Origin of the sequence: Pseudoalteromonas sp. 68 DY56-GL68 (assembly GCF_041414825.1) — a bacterium.
Lineage (GTDB): Bacteria > Pseudomonadota > Gammaproteobacteria > Enterobacterales > Alteromonadaceae > Pseudoalteromonas.
Genome location: NZ_JAOCZL010000018.1, coordinates 100,935 through 116,605, shown reverse-complemented (window position 1 = coordinate 116,605; position 15,671 = coordinate 100,935). Strand labels below are relative to the sequence as shown.

The 15,671-nt window shown below is 41.1% G+C and carries 12 protein-coding genes and 1 tRNA gene; 8 read left to right on the top strand and 5 right to left on the bottom strand.

Annotated features, from left to right (window positions below; all coding sequences use genetic code 11):
• The first annotated feature begins 101 nt into the window (after positions 1 to 101).
• Positions 102 to 178: transfer RNA gene (locus NYF15_RS08970), tRNA-Asp, on the top strand.
• 314 nt (positions 179 to 492) lie between these two features.
• Positions 493 to 1,215: a helix-turn-helix domain-containing protein gene (locus NYF15_RS08965; RefSeq protein WP_371353363.1), complete on the top strand. Its 723-nt coding sequence runs from the start codon at positions 493 to 495 to the stop codon at positions 1,213 to 1,215.
• A 23-nt stretch (positions 1,216 to 1,238) separates the two neighbouring features.
• On the opposite strand, the gene NYF15_RS08960 is transcribed toward NYF15_RS08965, so the two are convergent.
• Positions 1,239 to 1,703, bottom strand: a complete 465-nt coding sequence (locus NYF15_RS08960; RefSeq protein ID WP_341804129.1) for a sel1 repeat family protein — start codon at positions 1,701 to 1,703, stop codon at positions 1,239 to 1,241.
• A gap of 121 nt (positions 1,704 to 1,824) precedes the next feature.
• Here NYF15_RS08960 and NYF15_RS08955 point away from each other — a divergent pair, with 121 nt between their 5' ends.
• On the top strand, positions 1,825 to 3,117 hold the full coding sequence (locus tag NYF15_RS08955) for an NCS2 family permease (RefSeq protein WP_371353362.1): 1,293 nt from the start codon (positions 1,825 to 1,827) through the stop codon (positions 3,115 to 3,117).
• Positions 3,118 to 3,154: 37 nt separating this feature from the next.
• Here the strand turns inward: NYF15_RS08955 and NYF15_RS08950 are convergent, their stop codons facing one another.
• The gene (locus tag NYF15_RS08950; protein WP_371353361.1) at positions 3,155 to 3,913 is read right to left on the bottom strand and encodes a hypothetical protein; all 759 of its coding nucleotides are present in this window, start codon (positions 3,911 to 3,913) and stop codon (positions 3,155 to 3,157) included.
• Positions 3,914 to 4,233: 320 nt separating this feature from the next.
• Here NYF15_RS08950 and cysB point away from each other — a divergent pair, with 320 nt between their 5' ends.
• Positions 4,234 to 5,211: an HTH-type transcriptional regulator CysB gene (gene cysB, locus NYF15_RS08945; RefSeq protein WP_062570695.1), complete on the top strand. Its 978-nt coding sequence runs from the start codon at positions 4,234 to 4,236 to the stop codon at positions 5,209 to 5,211.
• A gap of 43 nt (positions 5,212 to 5,254) precedes the next feature.
• Here cysB and NYF15_RS08940 read toward each other — a convergent pair whose 3' ends face one another.
• From NYF15_RS08940 to pabB, 3 genes are all read right to left on the bottom strand, one after another.
• Positions 5,255 to 6,631 (bottom strand): L-serine ammonia-lyase, encoded by a 1,377-nt coding sequence (locus tag NYF15_RS08940; protein WP_237119384.1) that lies wholly within the window; start codon positions 6,629 to 6,631, stop codon positions 5,255 to 5,257.
• A gap of 101 nt (positions 6,632 to 6,732) precedes the next feature.
• Positions 6,733 to 7,311 (bottom strand): CoA pyrophosphatase, encoded by a 579-nt coding sequence (locus tag NYF15_RS08935; protein WP_371353360.1) that lies wholly within the window; start codon positions 7,309 to 7,311, stop codon positions 6,733 to 6,735.
• Positions 7,312 to 7,328: 17 nt separating this feature from the next.
• Positions 7,329 to 8,672: an aminodeoxychorismate synthase component I gene (pabB, locus tag NYF15_RS08930; protein ID WP_371353359.1), complete on the bottom strand. Its 1,344-nt coding sequence runs from the start codon at positions 8,670 to 8,672 to the stop codon at positions 7,329 to 7,331.
• Positions 8,673 to 8,853: 181 nt separating this feature from the next.
• Between pabB and NYF15_RS08925 the strand changes: the two genes are divergently transcribed.
• The 4 genes from NYF15_RS08925 to NYF15_RS08910 all read left to right on the top strand — a co-directional run bounded on the left by NYF15_RS08925 (position 8,854) and on the right by NYF15_RS08910 (position 15,636).
• Positions 8,854 to 10,380 carry a fumarate hydratase gene (locus NYF15_RS08925; RefSeq protein WP_054551614.1) on the top strand — a complete coding sequence of 509 codons (1,527 nt, stop codon included), beginning with the start codon at positions 8,854 to 8,856 and terminating at the stop codon, positions 10,378 to 10,380.
• A gap of 401 nt (positions 10,381 to 10,781) precedes the next feature.
• Positions 10,782 to 11,822, top strand: a complete 1,041-nt coding sequence (locus NYF15_RS08920; RefSeq protein ID WP_237119380.1) for a Glu/Leu/Phe/Val dehydrogenase — start codon at positions 10,782 to 10,784, stop codon at positions 11,820 to 11,822.
• A gap of 135 nt (positions 11,823 to 11,957) precedes the next feature.
• Positions 11,958 to 12,614: a CatA-like O-acetyltransferase gene (locus NYF15_RS08915; RefSeq protein ID WP_130151384.1), complete on the top strand. Its 657-nt coding sequence runs from the start codon at positions 11,958 to 11,960 to the stop codon at positions 12,612 to 12,614.
• Between the two features lie 130 nt (positions 12,615 to 12,744).
• Positions 12,745 to 15,636, top strand: coding sequence for a two-component regulator propeller domain-containing protein (locus NYF15_RS08910; RefSeq protein ID WP_371353358.1), 2,892 nt, complete (start codon positions 12,745 to 12,747; stop codon positions 15,634 to 15,636).
• Positions 15,637 to 15,671 lie beyond the last annotated feature (35 nt).

Here is a 15,671-nt window from a genome sequence, read left to right as displayed (position 1 = left end):
ACCGGCCTGTCACGCCGGGGGTCGCGGGTTCGAGTCCCGTCCACTCCGCCATTTGATGTCATAAACAAATTAAGTGCATTACCCCATGCACATACCACTGCGGAGTGGTAGTTCAGTTGGTTAGAATACCGGCCTGTCACGCCGGGGGTCGCGGGTTCGAGTCCCGTCCACTCCGCCATTTGTTTTCCTCAAGCAGATGATTAAATAAATCTTTACGTTACACTTTACTATTTCCTTATACTGACAACGTATCTCGTATCTCGTATCTCGTATCTCGTATCTCGTATCTCGTATCTCGTATCTCGTATCTCGTATCTCGTATCTCGTATCTCGTATCTCGTATCTCGTATCTCGTATCTCGTATCTCGTATCTCGTATCTCGTATCTTTCATCCTATCTTGCTAATATTCTTCATTATTCCTATTTATTCAGCTTCTTATATCTGCATGAATAGCAAAGAATGGCGGTTCCACAACAAAAAGGAAATGCGTTATGAGTACATTCGGAACACAATTAAAACACTATCGCAGTGAGCTAAAACTAAGCCAGCCAGAATTTGCAGAGCAAGTTGGAATAGAGCAAAGTTATCTTTCAAAACTAGAGAACGATAAATCAGTGCCTTCGAATGACACATTTCGTTCAATATTAACGGCGCTCAATCTAACAATCTGCGACTTTATGGAGCCATTAAAACATTCTGTAGATAAAGCGAGATTGATTAATGTGCCTGACATTGAAGCTTGGTATAAGCAACAAAGTAATAAGCAATTCATTAAACAGCGCTCATTGATCTATATTGCCATACTGTTAAGTGCGCTAGGCTGTGCCATGTTTTATTTAGGGCATCAAGAAAAGCTATTCAATACAACGTTCTATGAGTACAAATCATATGGTGTAGTCAAAGATAATGAACCAGAAGGCATTTTTCATGATTGGCGTACGCTACTCGTAGAACAAAGTCGCGAGAAAGTAGATGCAAAACGTCGTGAAATGATTAGCAGACATGACTTTAAATTTATTATCTCAGCTGAATATAAGGGCACTTCTTTTGTAGAGCCCAGCGAACAAGGCAAGCGTTTGTATAACCTTACCTCAAAAACACCTATTATCAAGACCCATAAAGGCCATGTGTGGTTTGAGTTTATCGGTATCTTATTGGTTGTAATTGGTGCAGGCCTCATCATATTTGAGAGTAAACTGACAAGACAGCATTAATGTGTTGTAGAACCTGACGCCTGTTAAATGGCGTCAGGTTCTCGGGGAATCAAATGAGCAAACTGTTGCTGGTGGATCTGTTCATATAGGGTAGCTGCATAGCTTTGTGCATCATGTAAGCGGCGTGTGCTAATGTGCTTACGCAAATCGTTAAGTGCCGCTGTTGCTGGTTCATAGCCTTGGCTACTTGCCAGAGTTAACCATACCGCACCATGAAAAACGCTATGGGGCACACCTTGCCCTTTAATAAAAAATAGCCCCATATAAAATTGCGCTCTTTGATTCGCTGCCATCGCTGCAAGGCGCATCCATTTGGCTGCTAAAGGGGGCTGATCATTTTTTAAGTAATACAAAGCTTTATTTAGTACATTTTCGACAGAGTCTGTACTTTTTGCTGGCTCCCCACCAGTGTCTGGTTGGGTTATGAAGGCAAGTACATTATCGAGTTGTTGTTCTAAATCTAAGCCTACAGGTGTTTTATCAGACATAGTTTAGTTATTTTCTTGAAATAAAAGACCTTATTAGTTTAGAACATTGCAAGGTAAAATGTCCTCTAATTAAGTTAAAATATGATAAAATTAGCCAATTAATCTTAACTTAAAGTTCAACATGCTCGACAGACTCTTCAAATTAAACGATAACGACACCACTATTCGCCGCGAGACCATTGCGGGTATTACCACTTTCATCACCATGGTCTACATTGTATTTGTAAATCCTGCGATGTTAGCTGAAGCGGGTATGGATCAAGGTGCAGCCTTTGTTGCTACATGTATTGCTGCTGCGATTGGCTGTTTTATTATGGGATTATGGGCTAATTATCCTTTAGCTCTTGCACCAGGGATGGGTCTGAATGCATTTTTCACCTATGGTGTTGTGCTAGGAATGGGCTATAGCTGGCAAGCTGCGCTAGGTGCTGTTTTTATGTCAGGCTGTATTTTCCTGTTCTTAAGTTTATTCAAAGTCCGTGAGTGGATTATTGATGCGATTCCTTTAGTTTTAAAGCGTGCAATTGCAACGGGCATTGGGGCATTTTTAGCACTTATTGCTTTGAAGAATGCGGGCATTATCGTGGCAAGTCCTGCAACACTTGTACAGTTAGGGGATATAACGGCTCCAGGGCCTTTACTCGCTATTTTTAGCTTTTTTGTAATTGCGGCGCTTTTATATCGCGATATGAAAAGCGGTGTACTTATCAGTATTTTATTAGTCACTGCCATTGCGTTAGGTTTAGATTTAGTTGAATACCAAGGTGTTATGTCTTTGCCTCCATCGATCGCACCGACCTTTATGCAACTTGATTTCGCCGCCGCGTTTGAAATATCAATGTTAACGGTTGTCTTTGCGTTTTTGTTTGTAGATTTGTTTGATACATCGGGCACGCTTGTCGCTGTAACGCAAAAAGCAGGCCTTGCCGATGAACATGGTAAAATGCCACGTTTAGGACGCGCATTAAGTGCAGATAGCACCGCAACTATTGCAGGCTCAATGCTAGGTACATCAACGACCACGTCTTATATTGAATCGGTTTCAGGTGTCTCTGTTGGTGGTCGTACGGGGTTAACTGCGGTTGTTGTGGGTATTTGCTTCTTATTAATGATGTTCTTTGCACCGCTTGCTGCGATGATCCCTGCCTATGCAACAGCAGGAGCGATTTTATATGTTGCAGTGTTGATGATGCAAAATTTAAAGCTGGTTAATTGGGATGACATGACCGATGCGATCCCTGTCAGTGTTGTACTATTGATGACCCCATTAACTTTTTCTATCGCGCACGGTATTGCACTTGGTTTTATTTCGTATACTGCGGTGAAATTAGTATGTGGTAAAAAAGATGAAATCAGTATGAGTGTATGGATTCTGACTGCATTATTTATTATTAAGTTTGCGTTTTTATCTTAAAATATGACTTAACACAAAGGCACAAAGAAAAAGTGGCTTACCACTTTTTCTTTGGTGCAAACAAAACATCTAAATCGTCTTGCTCTTGTTCTGCTTTTTTCTTCAGTGACGTTGCATTTGATGCTTTTAATTCAGTGCTAATTGCTTCTAAATAACTTTCCACTTCATTACGCTTTGCATTTGTGTATTCGTCGCTGTAACTAATTGAAGAGAGCGTCGCAAGGGCTTTTTCGAAATATTGTCTTGCAGAGCCAATCATGTTCGCTGAACGAGCAGAAATTCCTCGTTTGATTTGACTCTCTACGTTAATTCTCAGTTGCAGCTTTTCGAGGCGTTTATCTTCGGCAACAAATATTTGGCTATCAACTTTCCCTTTTCCATGCTCAGAGCGAAGTACAGAGCGTAATTTTTTTATACCTTGAATGAGTGATATTAGCTGTTTGTCATTATCTGGTAGCACTAATGACTCTGAGTTATTTCCATCAATTGGTGCACTTAATCGTTCTTTAGATTCATTAAGGCGGTTTTTTAATTCTTTTGAGGTAGGTGATAATTGCACCATTGATGCTAGAGCATCGTAGACTCGACGTTGAATAATACGCAAAAGATTTTCAGACATAGGAATATTTGTACTATTGATAAGTACATCTTCAGCTTCTTCAATAATCTTTTTTTGTTTGGCTAATTCTTTTCGGCGTTCAGCTTCTTGTTTTTCTTTATGCTGTTGAACCGCACTGACCCAAAGAGCAATGACAATCAAAGCAACAATGAGCATAATGATGATAGAAACGATCATAGCTAAATCTCAGTTTTCACTATCTAATTTTTTTATCTTACATTAAAAATATTACATCTGGGTAGTTTTGCGCATACTAATGTGTAATAAAGTTATAATAACTAGTTATTTTTTACTAACTCAAGACTAAGTTAGCATGTTTATTGAGTATTTTCAGATGAATCATCTCTATCGAGTTAACGTTGGATGTGTTAGCCTTAGACAGAATTGCTATAAAAAGTCAGATTGAAAACAAAAAAATTATAATGTGAGTAAATATTACTTGGCATCCTGCTTAGCAGCCTTTATAAATAAAGAATAACAACATTTACAATGCAGCCATGAAACTACAACAACTCAGATACATCGTCGAAGTCCAAAATCATAAACTGAATGTCTCAGCGACAGCTGAAAGCTTATTTACATCCCAGCCAGGGATCTCTAAACAGGTTCGTATGCTAGAAGACGAGCTTGGCGTACAGATTTTTGGTCGAAGTGGTAAGCATTTAACGCATGTCACTAGTGCAGGTCATGAGATAATTAATATTTCCCGCGAAATACTATCGAAAGTTGAGGGGATTAAAGCGGTTGCCAATGAACATACTTTGCCTGATCAAGGAAAGTTAAATATTGCGACTACGCATACGCAAGCACGTTATGCATTACCTAATGTTATTCAAGGCTTCATGAAAAAGTACCCTGCAGTGTCTTTGCACATGCATCAAGGTACGCCGCAGCAGATTTCTGATGCAGCAGCACGAGGCGACGCTGATTTTGCCATTGCAACAGAAGCGCTTCATTTATATTCTGATTTAGTTATGTTGCCATGCTATCACTGGAATCGCAGTATTGTAGTGGCAAAAACACACCCGCTTGCGCAAAAAGCTGATAACCTTACGGTTGCTGATGTGGCTAAATACCCACTTATTACTTACGTATTTGGTTTTACTGGCCGCTCTGAATTAGATAAAGCTTTCAATGCTCATGGGCTTGAGCCACATATCGTATTTACTGCAACAGATGCTGATGTGATTAAAACCTATGTACGTTTAGGGTTAGGTGTGGGCGTTGTCGCATCGATGGCGATTGATCAAGTAACAGACACTGATTTAGTGTGCATTGACGCTAGCCACCTGTTTGAAGCCAGCACCACCAAGATTGGCTTTAGAAAAGGCAGTTTTTTACGCAGCTACATGTATGACTTTATCGAGCGTTTTGCACCACACTTAACTAAAGAGCTGGTTGAACGAGCAAGCTTATTACGTAACCAAGAAGATGTTGATAAGCTTTTCGAAAACATTGAGTTACCAGTAAAATAAACAATAAAAAAGCCGCTTAAGCGGCTTTTTTATTGTGCTGAAATTAACACTCGATGATATTAACTGCTAAGCCACCGCGCGCGGTTTCTTTGTATTTTGTTTTCATATCATTACCTGTGTCGAGCATGGTTTTTATTACTTTATCTAGGGTTACTTTTTGCTCGCCAGAACCACGCATTGCAAGGCGTGATGCATTAATCGCTTTAATTGAACCCATCGCATTACGTTCAATACATGGTACTTGTACAAGGCCGCCAACAGGGTCACAGGTTAAACCTAGGTTGTGCTCCATACCGATTTCAGCAGCGTTTTCAACTTGAACAACGTTACCACCCATGATTTCAGTTAGTGCCCCCGCTGCCATTGAGCAAGCAACGCCCACTTCACCTTGGCAACCTACTTCAGCACCCGAAATTGACGCGTTCTTTTTATACAAAATACCAATGGCTGCTGCTGTTAATAAATAACGAGTCGCAATATCACGGTCTACTTCTTTGATGAAAGTGTGATAATACATTAATACCGCTGGCAAAATACCTGCAGCACCGTTGGTTGGTGCAGTAACAACACGGCCGCCGGCAGCGTTTTCTTCGTTTACTGCAAGAGCAAATAAATCAACCCAATCCATAGCACGTAATGGGTCGTTGTTTACCTCAATATTTAATTTAAGGTGTAAGCTTGGTGCGCGACGTTTTACTTTTAAACCGCCTGGTAAAATACCTTCTGTGCGCATGCCACGTTCAATACAGGCTTTCATTACTTGCCAAATATTAAACAGCTCATCTTTGATGTCTTTTTCGCTACGCAGGGTTTTCTCGTTGTGCATCATAAGTGTTGATACACTAAAGCCTGATTCACGACACAGTTCTAACAACTCTTTAGCCGTATTAAACGGATAAGGAGCAGGGTTTTCTTCGCGTATTTCGAGTGCTTTTTGTTTTTCGTTTTCGAACTCTTCATCACTTACGATAAAACCACCACCGATTGAGTAATACACTTTACTAAATAACTTTTCGCCATTTTGGCTAGCAATGATTTCCATCGCATTTGAGTGCTTTGGTAGTGTTTTACGACGATGGAATACAATTGCACCTTGCTTAGGGAAATTGGCTTTATGACGTTGGTTTAAGTAAATAACCTGCTCTTTTTCGATTTTCGCGAGGATATCGTCGACCAAATCAGCATCAATGGTTTCTGGATCATAACCGGCAAGACCTAAGATCACGGCTTTACCTGAGCCGTGGCCAATTCCCGTTTGACCTAATGAGCCAAACAGCTCAACTTTAATATCGGTAACGTTTGCAAGTAAGTTTTTTTCTTCTAATTCGTTTACAAATAAACGCGAAGCGCGCATTGGGCCAACAGTGTGAGATGACGATGGGCCAATACCAATACTAAACATATCGAATGCACTGATCATAATTTGCTACTCATTTTCCTTTTAACGGCATACTACCTGCCTTTGAACGGTGCCACATGATAACGTTTAAACGTGTCTGTGTAACCCTAAAAGCAGGATAATTAAACTGGTAGGGCGAGCTGTTTGATAAAGTTATTAATAATGCTGGCTGTTGCCCCCCACAGCAGACCGTGCGGAGTCATCAAGCCTTGCAACATAATGGTTTTACCATTTCGCTCAAAGGGGAGAGGTTGCCAGTTTTGTTGATTACTCAAATAAGACAAGGGCATTAAAAAACTGGCAGCAACTTCGTTAGGGTCCGCTTGCCATGTTGTGCCTTCGCTAAGTGTACAAACAAAGGGCTCAATCGTAAAACCGGTTAAGGTCGCATATTGGTGCAACTTACCATGGACTGTCACTTGATGTTTGGCAATGCTGAGCTCTTCATTAAGCTCTCGAAGAGCAGTGTGCAGCAAAGATTCATCTTGCTCTTCATACTTACCTCCGGGCAGGCAAATCTCCCCAGGGTGATGAAGTAAATAACTTGGTCGCTTGCACAGCAACAAATGCGCTTTGTCATTCACATCGAGCAGAGGCAGCATCACGGCACTGGCACGCTTTTCGGCATTAAAGCGAATGGTAGCAGGGCGCTCTGTGGTTTGACTTAAACTAAAACGGGCAATTAGTTGCTGACTATTCAATGTTGTTACTTCAACTTTTACTTTAATAAGGGCAGTATTTTATTTACTTTATCGTAAGTTTCTTGGTACTCCAAGTCGACCTTTGAATCAGCCACAATGCCGCCGCCAGCCCAGCAATAAACTGCACCTTTGTGACACACTAAAGTGCGAATTGTGATACTGGTATCCATGTTGCCACAGGCACTTAAATAGCCAATTGAGCCGCAGTACACACTACGGCGATGTGGTTCGAGCTCTTCAATAATTTCCATAGCACGAATTTTCGGTGCTCCGGTAATTGAACCACCTGGGAAAGCGGCATGAATTTGGTCAATAGCATCTTTGCCATCCGCTAATTCTGCGCGCACAGTACTTACTAAATGATGTACAGCTGGAAAGCTTTCAATGGCAAATAGCGAAGGTACTGTGACACTACCTGGACGAGCCACTTTGCCTAAATCGTTGCGCAGCAGATCAACAATCATGACATTTTCTGCGCGGTCTTTTTCTGATTGTTGTAAGCGAGTTGCCTGCGCTTGGTCTTGTTCAGAGTCAGCCAAACGAGGGAGTGTGCCTTTAATTGGCTTGGTTTCTATTTGGCCTTGATTAATAGAAATAAAACGCTCAGGTGAGATAGATAAAATAGCGCCATCTGGGTGATTTATATAGCTTGAAAACGGTGCTTTATTCGCTTCTCGGAGTTGTTTATATGCTTGCCATGTTGAACCTGAAAATTCAGCTTTAAAACGCTGCGCAAGGTTGATCTGATAACAGTCACCACTTTTTAAATAAGCCTGAATTTTCTCGAACTTTTCGCTGTAGCTGGCTTTACTCATATTTGACTGCCAGTTGCTTTGTAGCACGAACTCTGCACTTGCTGGCGTTTCGTTTAGGTGCTGCTGGTATAGCGCTAAGCGATTTTGATTTGGCTGACAAACGTAAAACCAGCTTTGTTGTTGCTTATCGAAAATAAGGGCATCTGGATAAAGACCGACAGCCATTTGCGGCATGTTAATGTCGTTTTCGGCAGTACTTGGCATGGTTTCAATTACACGACCTAAGTCATAACCAAAATAACCAAGCCAACCGCCCGTAAAAGGCAGATTGTTAGGGTTTGCTGTGTGATTAAATTCCTGAAGGCCTGCTTTCATCAAACTAAAACAATCACTTAATTGCGCTTTGCCGTCGACAAAACACTGATTTTCGCGCACTTCTAATTGTTTTAATGGCGCAATAGCAATGATATCGAAGCGGCTATTTATATGCTCGCTATTAGCTGAATCGAGCAACACAGCATGGGGCAAATGAGCAAAATGACTAAATAGCGCGATACAATCACCGCTTAAATCTAATTTAATGCACAAATTTTCATCGTTTATCATCTACATTGCCCTGAATAACTAGCCCGAAACGGGCGAGGAGGGTATCATAAGTTAAATTTGATTGGCAGCGTTATGATTTCCTTTATAGTGATGCCATGACTAACCCGTAGAGTAAATCTTCGTCACCGGTTTACTCAGGATCACGTACAGCGCTACGTGATAAAAACTTAAGGAACCCGTAATGAGCACAATTCGTCAGCAAGACTTCATTGATAGCATTGAAGATGCATTGCAATACATTTCTTTTTATCACCCTCTCGATTTCGTACAAGCCTTAGAAAAAGCTTACAACAAAGAGCAAAGCAAAGCGGCAAAAGATGCCATTGCGCAAATTTTAATTAACTCTCGTATGTCTGCTGAAGGTAAACGTCCACTATGTCAAGATACAGGTATCATTACCTGCTTCGTAAAAGTAGGTATGGATGTTAAGTGGGATAAAACAGACATGACTGTACAGCAAATGGTTGATGAAGGTACACGTCGCGCATACTTGAACCCAGATAACCCGTTACGTGCATCAATTGTTGCAGACCCTGCTGGTACGCGTAAAAACACCAAAGATAATACCCCTTCAGTTGTTCATATCGACTTAGTGCCAGGCGCTGAAGTAGAAGTAATGGTGGCAGCGAAGGGCGGCGGCTCAGAAAATAAAACGAAAATGGTTATGCTTAACCCATCTGATGATGTGGCTGCATGGGTTGAAAAAACATTACCAACGATGGGGGCGGGCTGGTGTCCACCTGGCATGCTAGGAATAGGTATTGGTGGTACTGCAGAAAAAGCTGCGGTACTTGCTAAAGAATCATTAATGGATCCGGTTGATATTCATGAGCTGATTGAGCGCGGCGCAGAAACAACTGAAGAAAAAATGCGTATCGATATCTTCGAACGTGCTAATAAATTAGGTATTGGTGCACAAGGCCTTGGTGGTTTAACAACCGTGGTTGATGTGAAAGTTAAAACGGCACCGACTCACGCAGCATCAAAACCAGTGGTGATGATTCCTAACTGTGCAGCAACTCGTCACGTTCACTTCACGTTAGATGGTTCAGGCCCTGCTGATCTTAAAGCGCCTAAACTTGAAGATTGGCCAGAAGTTACGTTCGAAGTGGGTGAAGGTACACGTCGCGTTGATTTAAACACGCTGACTAAAGAAGACACGCAAGAATGGAAGATGGGTGAAACAGTTCTTCTGTCTGGTACTATTTTAACGGGTCGTGATGCAGCACATAAACGCCTACAAGATATGATCCAATCAGGTGAAGGTTTACCTGAAGGCGTTGATTTTGATAACAAGTTTATCTACTACGTTGGCCCTGTAGATGCAGTGGGTGATGAAGCGGTAGGTCCTGCTGGCCCTACAACTGCAACGCGTATGGATAAATTCACTGATATGATGTTAGAAAAAACGGGCATCATCGGTATGATTGGTAAGGCTGAGCGTGGTCCTGCAACAGTTGAATCAATCAAAAACAATAAGTCTATTTACTTAATGGCGGTAGGTGGTGCAGCTTACCTTGTATCTAAAGCAATCAAGAAAGCACGCGTTGTTGCATTCGAAGATTTAGGTATGGAAGCAATCTACGAGTTTGAAGTAGAAGATATGCCAGTAACGGTTGCTGTTGATAGTGAAGGTGCAAATGCGCATACGCAAGGCCCAGCTATTTGGAAAGCAAAAATCGAAGAACTTGATGGCAAATTAAAATAACCATCTTGCAATACTTTTAATAAAAACGGCGCACCTGCGCCGTTTTTTTCAGCTCTGACCAGTCAGAATTCTTTTCTTTGAATACCTTTATAAAGCTGATGCTGCTAGGCTTTATAGGCACATTTTTCTTGTCACTTTTTCTTTACGCTATACTTTACCTTTACGTTCACGTAATAAAGTTGTTGATGTAAATCGCTTGTTTTGAATTAATAATGCTTGTTATTTGCCTTGCTGGGTATATTTTTTCTATAAACTGTTGGTTGTTGAGTTGTTGTTTCAGTGTGAGAACTTTGCTTAGTTTTATCATCTCATTTAGTGGCAAGGGAGCATTCGAAGTGATAAAGTCTCGGCAATTTCAGCGCTCACACCCTTTGGGGTAAAAAATTTCGGAGTATTTAACTGTGGCTGTATTTAATAAAGTCGACTTTGATAACCACGAGCAAGTGGTGTTTTGTTCAGATAAAGAATCAGGCCTTAAGGCTATCATTGCGGTTCACAATACCAAGTTAGGTCCAGCTGTTGGCGGCTGTAGAATGTGGGACTACGCAACAGATGAAGCTGCTATAACAGATGCACTTCGTTTATCAAAAGGTATGACGTATAAAAATGCTGTGGCACGTTTACCATTTGGTGGCGGTAAGTCAGTTATTATTGGTAATGCAAAAGAAATTAAATCAGAGCAACTTTTCCGTGCATTTGGTCGCCAGTTAGAGCGTTTAAGCGGTAGCTACTATTCAGCTGAAGACGTAAACATCACCTGTGATGATGTGGCTATCATGAATAAAGAAACTAACTATGTATTAGGCCTTGAAGGTAAAAGTGGTAATCCATCACCTTTCACAGCGTACGGTACATTTTTAGGTATTAAAGCAGCTTTACAGCATCAACGTGGTCATCAAGATCTTGCTGGTATTAAAGTAGCCGTGCAAGGTTTAGGTGCTGTGGCATATGGCCTTTGTAAACACCTACACGAAGCGGGCGCAACATTATTTGTAACTGATATCAACGAGCAAGCTGTTGAGCGCGTTGTTAATGACTTCAATGCAACGGCTGTGGGTATTGATGAAATCTACGACTTAGATGTTGATGTGTATGCACCATGTGCACTTGGCGCAACGGTAAATGACACGACTATCCCGCGTTTAAAAGCAACAATTATTGCAGGTTGTGCGAATAACCAATTAGCAGAGTCTCGTCACGGTGAGATCATCCGCGAAAAAGGTATCTTATACGCACCAGATTACGTAATTAACGCAGGTGGTATCATCAACGTTTACTACGAAACTGCACCAGAAGGTTATAGTGCAGAAGCATCAACTAAACACGTTGAAGGCATTTTTGATACGCTAACTGAAATCTTTGCTCGCTCTGAAAAAGAGCAAAAATCAACGCATTTAATTGCCGATGAACTAGCATTAGAAATTATCGAAAACGGTTTATAATTTAGTAAATTGACTAAATTTATAGTTAAAAAAGGTGCGTAAGTCGCACCTTTTTTGTCTCTGTTATTTATCGCATCAAGGTGACGAAGTAATGCTTGCTAGGTACACTCGGTTTTTAAACCTCGAGGACGCCTAATGAAAACTCCATCTTGTGAAATTACCCCAATTGATCTTAATACTTGGCCTCGTAAACAGCATTTCGCTTTTTTTAAAGAATTTTCTCTGCCTTATTTTAATGTGTGTGTTTCACTCGACATGGCAGCTCTTTATAACAAGTGCAAAACCGAGCCGTATTCATTTTTTCATAGTTATGTTTACCTAACACTTGAAGCATGCCATGACTATGCGCCAATGCGTCAACGTATCGTTGATTTTTTACCTGTGCAGCTGTCATCTGTACGTGGCAGTGTGGTTGAGCTGGCAGAAGATGAAACATTCCGCTTTAGTTATTTTGAAAAGCACGCCTCGATTGAAGATTTCTCAAAACACGCTATTACTGTGGGTAAAACAAGTAAAGCAAAACCGTTTTTCTCTGATGCATTTGCTGCAACAGAAGGGCAGCCTGATCTTATTCATATCTCAGTGCTACCGTGGTTAAACTTTACCGGTTTTTCTCACGCTGTGAGTGAAGGTCATGGTCTCGGTATTCCTAAATTTGTATTTGGTCAGTTTGACCTACAAACTGGCAAGATGCCGCTATCAATCGATGTACATCACGCATTGATGGACGGGTTACATGTCGCACGTTTTGTAAAACTACTGCAAGAAAAAATTAATAATTTTTGTAAATGATTGTTGCTAATTGTGATTAAACTGAGTAAAAATTAGCACTTAGGTAGTATTTGCTCAGTTGGCTGAATCTTCGCTTATTCTGCAAAACTATACACAGTAATAATGATAATAAGTATCAAGGTTTTATTTTATGGCGCGGGTAATCTGCTGTGTGTTGTTGTTTTTAAGTTTTGGGCTTACAGCCAAACCTGCGCGTCTGTCATTAACAGATTACTTCACTGAAACATGGAGTACTCGCTCTGGCCTACCGCATAACAGTATCAATAGTGTTAGCCAAACAAAAGATGGTTATATTTGGGTGGCGACGTGGGAAGGGTTAGCACGTTTTAACGGACGAGAATTTAAACTCTTAACACGCACAGAAATTCCTGGCTTACCTGATTCTGGTCTACGAAGCTTGATTGCCACAGAAAATGGAGATTTGTACATAGTCGGAGCTCGTGGAGGAATTGCGAAAAGGTCGCAAGGTCATTGGCAGGCACTGCCAGCTTCATCAACAATGGTAAATCATGCCCTTATTACAAAAAGTGGAGAGCTTTGGCTCGCTCTTGAGGGGCAAGGTATACTTTACCGCTCGTCTGAACAAGCACCAGAACAACAGTTACTAGATAAACTCAGCGTTTATCGATTATTGCAAGATAATGATAATGTTATCTGGGCCGCAACGAGCGATGGCTTATATCAAATTATCAATAAAAAAGTCAGTAAAGTGAGCCCACGTTCAGGCTTACCTGATGCATCTGTCTTTACCTTGTTGCTTACTCAATCAGGTGATCTAGTTGTTGGGACTGAGAGTGGAGCTTGGAAAAAGCAACAAGATGTATTCGTTTCCATAAATGATGTTTTAAACAATGAATCAATATCGAGTTTGCTTGAAGATGCACAAGGGGACTTATGGTTTGGCACCATTAATAAAGGTGTTTTTAGGTTAAGTGAGCGAGGGCTTGAGAATCTAGATGCAGATGATGGATTGCCTAACAACCGGATCTTATCTCTTTTGCAAGATCGTGAAAAAAGTATCTGGGTTGGTACTAATGCAGGACTATTTAGATTAAGAGAAGCGCCATTTACCAACTGGAGTCAAAGTCGGGGTTTGGCATCTGATTACGTCAGAACGGTTCTCTCACATTCAGATGGCAGTGTATGGGTTGGTAGTAGCAATGGGCTTAACCGCATTGAAAAGGGTGAAATTAGCACTTTAAGACAAGCCTATGAGCGTGATCCTTTATCGGTATTGAGCTTAACCGAAGATAAAAAAGGTGATGTTTGGTTAGGCACGTATACGGCTGGTTTAATGAAAGTCGTCAATAATAAAATTTACCCTGTAAAGAATAGAAAAAACGGTTTAATCAGCAATGAAGTTCGTTCGTTACTTTTTGATTCTGAAAATAATTTATGGATAGGTACAGCCAGTGGTTTAACAAAGCTAACCGAAGATGGGCAAGTGCATTCTTATACATCAGAACATGGTTTAGCGGGGGACTTTATTATGGCCTTGGCGGAGGACACGCAAGGTCGATTATGGATTGGTACCGGAGTCGGTGTTTCTATCTATACGCCGTCTGAGGACAGCTTTGCCACTATTACTTTTCCAGAATACTTTAGCACTGAGTATGCGTTTGGTTTTTATGTTGACGATACTGTCATGTGGTTAGCGACTGACAGAGGCTTGGTTCGTTACAATATGCTAAACGACACAATGTCACTATTTGGTCGTCAAGAAGGACTACCTGTCGATAAATTATTTCAGATTGTTGAGCAAGGTGATTCACTTTGGCTGACAAGTAATAGGGGAATTATTCAAGTAAATAAGGCGCAGTTAGTCGCATTTTTAGATCAGCCTAAACGCGTTAATCCACTGACCGTGTCTATGCAACTCTATGATGAGGGTGATGGAATGCTGAGCGCCCAGGCTAATGGGGGCTCGACTCCAGCAGCAACCCTTCACTCTGACGGACAAATCTGGGTTGCGACCGCACGTGGCGTTGCTGTGGCAACGCCTGAGCGATTAAAAGAAGCCAGTACACGTCAGTTATCGACAGTCATTGAAAGTTTTGATGTGGATGGCAGAGCGGTTGCACTGCCACCTAGTGATGAACTACTTAACCTGCCGCCTGGGATTTCTCGTGTATCGTTTAATTATGCGGGGTTGAGTTTTATAATGCCTCAGCGACTTAACTATCAGACCCAACTGAGCGGTTACAATGAACAGTGGGTTGATAGAGGGCGCTTGGCTATTACTGAATACACGAATTTAGCGCCAGGTGAGTATACTTTTAAAGTGCGTGCAGGCTATCCCAACAGCGATTGGCAAGATAACGAACAAGTTTTACGCTTTAGGATAGCCCCTTACTTTTGGCAGAAGACAAGCTTCAAACTTTTAGTCGTTTTTGCCATTATTTTAATAGCTTACAGTATTTATAAATTTCGTTTATATCACTACAAGCGGATTGAAATAGAGTTAACCGAAAAAGTAGAGCAACAAATGCATGACTTGAAAAACCAAGCGGATGCATTTGCACATTTGGCTAATCATGATCAGTTAACTCAGTTACCTAATCGACGCGCTTTCGATGTTTGTTTGTCACAAAGTTTTGATAAATTTAGAAAAGAGAATAAATTCTTCTCTATTGCGATCATGGATATTGATCATTTTAAATCAGTTAACGACAATTTTTCTCATCTAATAGGTGACAAAGTAATTTGTGAAATAGCGCGCTTACTCACTTTAAATTGTACCCATATAGGTCAAGCTGCTCGCTGGGGTGGCGAGGAATTTACGCTCTTATTCCCAGAAAAAACAGCAAAAGAGGCAGCACGAGTATGTGAGGTTATTCGCCTTGAGATTGCAAACTATGATTTCTCGCATATCGCCAGTGGTTTGTCTGTTACGGTTAGCTTTGGTTTAGCTGACAGTCAAAGTGCAAGTGATTACGATCGGCTTTTAGCACAAGCCGATAAGGCATTATATTGCGCTAAATCCGCAGGACGAAATCAGGTTGTTATTTACCGCAGTGAATAATTAGTTGCTCAATCAGCTATTGATTACAAAATAAA

Coding starts and splice junctions, on each gene's coding strand:
- NYF15_RS08925 (WP_054551614.1), top strand. CDS start 8,854: ATGAGCACAATTCGTCAGCAAGACTTCATTGATAGCATTGAAGATGCA.
- NYF15_RS08965 (WP_371353363.1), top strand. CDS start 493: ATGAGTACATTCGGAACACAATTAAAACACTATCGCAGTGAGCTAAAA.
- cysB (WP_062570695.1), top strand. CDS start 4,234: ATGAAACTACAACAACTCAGATACATCGTCGAAGTCCAAAATCATAAA.
- NYF15_RS08955 (WP_371353362.1), top strand. CDS start 1,825: ATGCTCGACAGACTCTTCAAATTAAACGATAACGACACCACTATTCGC.
- NYF15_RS08940 (WP_237119384.1), bottom strand. CDS start 6,631: ATGATCAGTGCATTCGATATGTTTAGTATTGGTATTGGCCCATCGTCA.
- NYF15_RS08910 (WP_371353358.1), top strand. CDS start 12,745: ATGGCGCGGGTAATCTGCTGTGTGTTGTTGTTTTTAAGTTTTGGGCTT.
- pabB (WP_371353359.1), bottom strand. CDS start 8,672: ATGATAAACGATGAAAATTTGTGCATTAAATTAGATTTAAGCGGTGAT.
- NYF15_RS08960 (WP_341804129.1), bottom strand. CDS start 1,703: ATGTCTGATAAAACACCTGTAGGCTTAGATTTAGAACAACAACTCGAT.
- NYF15_RS08915 (WP_130151384.1), top strand. CDS start 11,958: ATGAAAACTCCATCTTGTGAAATTACCCCAATTGATCTTAATACTTGG.
- NYF15_RS08950 (WP_371353361.1), bottom strand. CDS start 3,913: ATGATCGTTTCTATCATCATTATGCTCATTGTTGCTTTGATTGTCATT.